The organism is Methylobacterium sp. FW306-05-D (assembly GCF_058782155.1).
In genome coordinates, this window is sequence record NZ_JBYSXL010000133.1 from 1069 (window position 1) to 6364 (window position 5296).

Here is a 5296-nt window from a genome sequence, read left to right on the forward strand (position 1 = left end):
CGCCTCCCCGGCGCCGTCGCCCGGTCTACGATCGCACGCGCCGAAGGACCAGAGCCGTTTGCCCCGAACCGGATCGGCCCGCCGGTTCTGAAACCCCGCGCGCCGCGTGGCCCCGGCGCCCTTTCGTTGACGCGTGAGGGAGCGCACACTACCTCAACGCCTCACGACGCATGGTCCCGATCTCCGGATGGCACGCCGCGCCGTCCCTTCCGTTCCGCCCCGACCGACGCGCCGCCTCCTCCAACCCGTTTCATGGCCATGTCGCTGGATACCGCCCTCAAGCCAGGCACGCCCGAAGACGACTCGGCGCGCGCCGACGCGCCGGGCGCCGAGCTGTCCCAGGCCCGCGAGCCGAAGGGCCTCGTGGCGCGGTTCGGCCTGGACGAGCCCCTGGCGATGGATGCCGGCGTGCAGCTCGCCCCCTTCCAGATCGCCTACCGGACGGCGGGCACCCTCAACGCGGACCGCTCCAACGCCGTCCTGATCTGCCACGCGCTGACGGGCGACCAGCACTTCGCCCACACCCATCCGGTGACGGGCAAGCGCGGCTGGTGGGAGACCCTGGTGGGGCCGGGCAAGCCCGTGGACACCGACCGCTACTTCGTCCTCTGCTCGAACGTCATCGGCTCGTGCATGGGCTCCACCGGCCCGGCCTCGATCGACCCGGCCACGGGCCGGGCCTACGGCCTCGACTTCCCCCTGGTGACCATCCGCGACATGGTCCGGGCCCAGGCGATGCTGCTCGACCGCCTCGGCATCCGCGACCTGTTCCTCTGCATCGGCGGCTCCATGGGCGGCATGCAGGTGCTGCAATGGGCGGCGAGCTACCCCGAGCGGGTCTTCGCCGCGATGCCGATCGCCACCGGCCCGCGCCACTCGGCCCAGAACATCGCCTTCCACGAGGTCGGCCGGCAGGCGATCATGGCCGATCCGGCCTGGGCCGAGGGGCGCTACCTCGAGGCCGGCACCCGGCCGGCCAAGGGCCTGGGTGTGGCCCGCATGGGCGCGCACATCACCTACCTGTCGGAGCCGGCCCTGCACCGGAAGTTCGGCCGCCGCTTCCAGGGCGGCTCCGCGCCGACCTTCTCGTTCAACGCCGACTTCCAGATCGAGAGCTACCTGCGCCACCAGGGCCTCAGCTTCGTCGAGCGCTTCGACGCCAATGCCTATCTCTACCTCACCCGGGCGATGGACTACTTCGATCTCGCCGCCGACCGGGGCGGGGTGCTGGCCAACGCCTTCAAGGGCACCAAGACCCGGTTCTGCGTGATGTCCTTCACTTCCGACTGGCTGTTCCCGACCTCCGAATCCCGCGCTATCGTGCACGCCCTGAACGCGGCCTCGGCCCCGGTCGCCTTCGTGGAGGTGGAGAGCGACAAGGGCCACGACGCCTTCCTCCTCGACGAGCCGGCGATGTTCGCCGCCGCGCGCGGCTACATCGACGCCGCCGCCCGGGCCCGCGGCCTGTGACGGGATCGAACGCCTCCGCGCATCGGCCCTGGGAGACGGCGGAGACCCTGCCGCGGGAGGAGGCCGGCAGCACCCGCGTCGACCACCTCGTGGTGCTCGACCTGGTGCCGGCGAACGCCCGGGTGCTCGACATCGGCTGCGGCGACGGCGCCCTGCTCGCCCTGCTGCGCGACCGGCGCGGCGTCGACGGACGCGGCATCGAGCTGTCGCGGGAGGGCGTCAACGCCTGCCTCGCTCGCGGCCTGCCGGTGATCCAGGGGGATGCCGACACCGATCTGGCGAACTACCCCGACGACGCCTTCGACGTGGTGGTCCTGTCCCAGACCATCCAGGCGACCCGAAACCCGCGCATCGTGCTGGAGCACCTCCTGCGCATCGGCCGGCAGGTCATCATCTCGTTCCCGAATTTCGGCCATTGGCGGGTCCGCTCTGAACTGGCGCTCCGCGGGCGCATGCCGGTCACCGCGCTGATGCCGGAGGAATGGTACGAGACCCAGAACATCCACCATTGCACGATCCGCGACTTCGTCGGCCTGTGCCGGACGGTGAATGCCGAGATCGAGAAGGCCACCGCCCTGGATGCCAGGGGCCGGCCGATGCGCTTCGCGATGCCCTGGTGGGTCTGGAACCTGATGGGCGCGCAGGGCGTGTTCCTGCTGCACCGGCGCGCGGACGGCGATCGCGAGGCCGCGGCCTGAGCCGCTGTTGCACGTGAAAACCCTTAACCCTGTCGGTCGCGCCGGACGAGCAGGGTCGCGACCTCGTAGGTGACCCGCGCGCCCCCCGCCTCGAAGGCCCGCAGCACCCGCCGCATCGCCCCGGGCGAGAGGGACCCCGCCGTGCCCGGGGTGCCGGCGCCGATGGCCCGCAGCGAAGCCAGGAAGGCGCGCCCGTCGGCATGGACCTCGACCAGGGGCTCGGCGGAGACCGCGAGGGTGCAGCCCGAGACCGTCAGCGCGGCAAGCTCCCCCAGGGTCGGATAGGTCGGTGTGGCCGCCTCCAGGCCGAGGGCCGCGTGCGCCGCCCGCCACTCGGCGAAGGTGGCCGCCCCGAGGGTCGCCACCGCCAGCAGGCCGCCGGGCGCCAGCAGCCCCGCGAGGCGCGCCAGGCTCCCGGGCAGGTCCTCGAACCATTGCGCGGCGAGGCTCGACGCGACGAGATCGAAGCCGGGCGCCAGGGCGGGCCGCTCCGCATCCATGACGAGGAAGGCCGGGCCGGACGCCCCGGGCAGGCGGGCGCGGCAGCGCCGCACCATGGCGGGGGCGATGTCCGAGGCGACGAGGCGCCCCTCCGGCAGGTGCCGGCGCAGGGCCGCCGTCAGCAGGCCGGTGCCGCAGCCGATCTCGAGGATGCGCGGCGCCGGCGCCAGGGCCTCGCCGGCGATGCACCGCGCCAGCCGCCCCGCCACCTCGGCCTGGATCGCCGCTGCGCCGTCATAGCCCTCGGCCCCGTCGAAGGCTCGGGCCACGGCCTGTTTCCAGGGATGCATCGGGGCGACCGTCAGTGGCACGGGTTGGGGACGAGCGGGGCGATAGCCCCTGGGTCTCGTCGGCTCAAGGTGTTCCGGACGCTACGCCGCCAGGGCCCGCTCGATCATCCCCGCCACGGCGAGCGCGCGGCCGTCGTCGCCGAAGCGGGCGACGACCTGCACGCCGAGCGGCAGGCCGTCGCCGGGAACCGGGACGGTGACGCAGGGCACGCCCATCAGGGTCCAGAGGCGGTTGAAGCGCGCGTCGCCCGTGGTGCCGAGGCCGGCGGGCGCCCGGCCCGGGGCCGACAGGGTCAGGATCGCGTCGAAGTCTCCGAACAGGTCCTTCAGCGCGCGCCGGGCCCGGTGGGCGGCGCGGCGGGCCGCGTCGTACTGGGCGGCCACGAGATCCTGGGCCGCGTCGAGCTGCGCGCCGAGTTCCGGGCTGAGCCGCGCCCGGTGATGGGCGTATTCCCAGGCCAGCGCCTGGCGCGCCTCGTAATCCTGGATGATCGCGTGCTGCGCCCAGGCCTCCGGCAGCGGCGCCGGCAGGACGAGGTCGACGATCCGGGCGCCGGCGGCTTCCGCCACGCGGGCGGCCCGGGTCAGGGCGGCAAGGGCGTCCGCATCGGGAGCATCCGCGAATCCCTGGAGGCAGAGGCCGAGGCGCGGGGCCTGGGGGGCTGCGTCGAGGTCGAGGGCGGGCCGGTCGGCGATCAGGCTCAGGCCCCGGGCGACGTCGCGGATGCCGGCCCCGAACAGCCCGACGGTGTCGAGGGCCCAGGAGAAGGTCTTCACGCCCACCGTCGGCAGCAGCCGGAAGGACGGCTTGATCGCCGCCACCCCGCAGAAGGCCGCCGGGCGGATCACGGAGCCGCCGGTCTGGGTGCCGAGCGCCAGGGGCACCATCCCGGCGGCGACGGCCGCGGCCGAGCCCGCCGAGGAGCCGCCGGGCGTGTGGCCGGGGTCGCGCGGGTTCACCGTCGCGGTGGGGTCGTGGCTCGCGAAGGGCGAGGTGGTGGTCTTGGCCAGCGGCACGGCGCCGAGCGCCCGCAGGCGCGCCACGATGGCGGCATCCGCCTTCGGCTGCCAGCCGGCATAGATCGGCGAGCCCATCTGGGTGGGCAGGTCGGCGGTGTCGATGATGTCCTTGACCCCCACCGCGATGCCCGCCAGCGGCCCCGAGCCGGCGATCGCCGGTGCGGGATTCTGGGTGACGATCGCCCCGATGCCGGGGTCGCGGGCCGCGATGGCGGCCTCGGCGAGGCGGATGGCGCCGGCGGGGTCGAGGGTGCCGGCAATGATGCGGGTGCGGAGATCGACGAGGGAGAGCATGGAGGCTTGGTCCGGTCTCGGCCGACTCCTGTCAACACCCGTCCACAGGATGGGGACCTGCACCGCATCGTTGACGCATCGTTTACGCAACCCTGCGCATCTTACGGGTCATGTGGCGTAGCGTATTCGCGTTCTCGGCCCTGACGCTGTTCGGCGCGGGCCTCACCGGCTGTGCTCTCAACAAGTTTGAGCAGCGCGAGCCCTGGCGTGACCAGACCGAGCAGGCCTGCAACGCCAAGCGCCTGGTGGAGACGACGGAGTTCGTCACCCCCGTCAAGGAGATCAGCGGGCCGGGCGTCTGCGGCATGCTGCAGCCCTACCGCGTCACCCGCCTGGGCAAGGGCACCGTCGCCCTCAAGCAGCGGGTGACCCTGGCCTGTCCGGCCCTGACCGAGGCCGAGGCCTGGCTCGCCGACACCATCCAGCCGGCCGCCAACCTGTATTTCGGCCAGCCCGTGGCCGAGATCAACGCCGGCACCTATGCCTGCCGGGGCCGCAACAACCAGGCCGGCGCCAAGCTCTCCGAGCATTCCTTCGGCAATGCCGTCGACATCATGTCGTTCAAGCTCGCCGACGGCTACGTCATCACCGTGAAGGGCGGCTGGCGCGGCACCGAGGCCGAGCAGGGCTTCCTGCGCGAGGTCTTCCTCGGGGCCTGCGCCCGGTTCTCCACCGTGCTGGCGCCGGGCTCGAACGTGTTCCACTACGACCACATCCACGTCGACCTCGCCCGGCACGACCCGCGCGGCCTGCGCCGCATCTGCCAGCCGCTGATCAAGTTCGTGCCGCAGCTCGGCGCCGACGGCGCCCCCCGCGCCACGGCCCGTCCGCGTCCGCCCGAGCGCCTGCCCGCCCCGCCGCAGGCCCCGATCGACGTCGAGGAGGACGATCCCTACGGCGTCACGCCGATGTCGGCGCGCCAGCCCACGAAGGCGCCCGCCGCGCAGCTCGCCCACGGGCCGGCCCCGGTGCGTGCGCCCGCGCCGCCGAGCGTCTACGCGGCGGCCCCGCGCAGCCCCGTCG

At 73.6% G+C, this 5296-nt stretch carries 5 protein-coding genes; 3 read left to right on the forward strand and 2 right to left on the reverse strand.

What is annotated here, in order from left to right; all coding sequences use genetic code 11:
* The first annotated feature begins 264 nt into the window (after positions 1-264).
* Together metX and metW are read left to right on the forward strand one after the other, a co-directional pair.
* A complete protein-coding gene (gene metX / locus AC3WLN_RS23315) occupies positions 265-1470 on the forward strand; it encodes a homoserine O-acetyltransferase MetX (protein ID WP_492485284.1) in 1206 nt (401 codons plus the stop codon).
* Positions 1467-2168: a methionine biosynthesis protein MetW gene (gene metW, locus AC3WLN_RS23320; protein ID WP_492485277.1), complete on the forward strand. Its 702-nt coding sequence runs from the start codon at positions 1467-1469 to the stop codon at positions 2166-2168. Before metX ends, metW begins: the two co-directional genes overlap by 4 nt.
* Positions 2169-2191: 23 nt before the next feature.
* Here metW and AC3WLN_RS23325 read toward each other — a convergent pair whose 3' ends face one another.
* Both AC3WLN_RS23325 and AC3WLN_RS23330 read right to left on the reverse strand, forming a co-directional pair.
* Entirely contained in the window at positions 2192-2959 is a 768-nt protein-coding gene (locus AC3WLN_RS23325; RefSeq protein WP_492485279.1) for a methyltransferase domain-containing protein, read from the reverse strand.
* Positions 2960-3040: 81 nt separating this feature from the next.
* On the reverse strand, positions 3041-4273 hold the full coding sequence (locus AC3WLN_RS23330) for an amidase (RefSeq protein ID WP_492485281.1): 1233 nt from the start codon (positions 4271-4273) through the stop codon (positions 3041-3043).
* A 110-nt stretch (positions 4274-4383) separates the two neighbouring features.
* On the opposite strand from AC3WLN_RS23330, the gene AC3WLN_RS23335 reads away from it, so the two are divergent.
* Positions 4384-5296 (forward strand): extensin-like domain-containing protein (locus AC3WLN_RS23335; protein WP_492485282.1); only part of this gene is annotated, 913 nt, incomplete at its 3' end.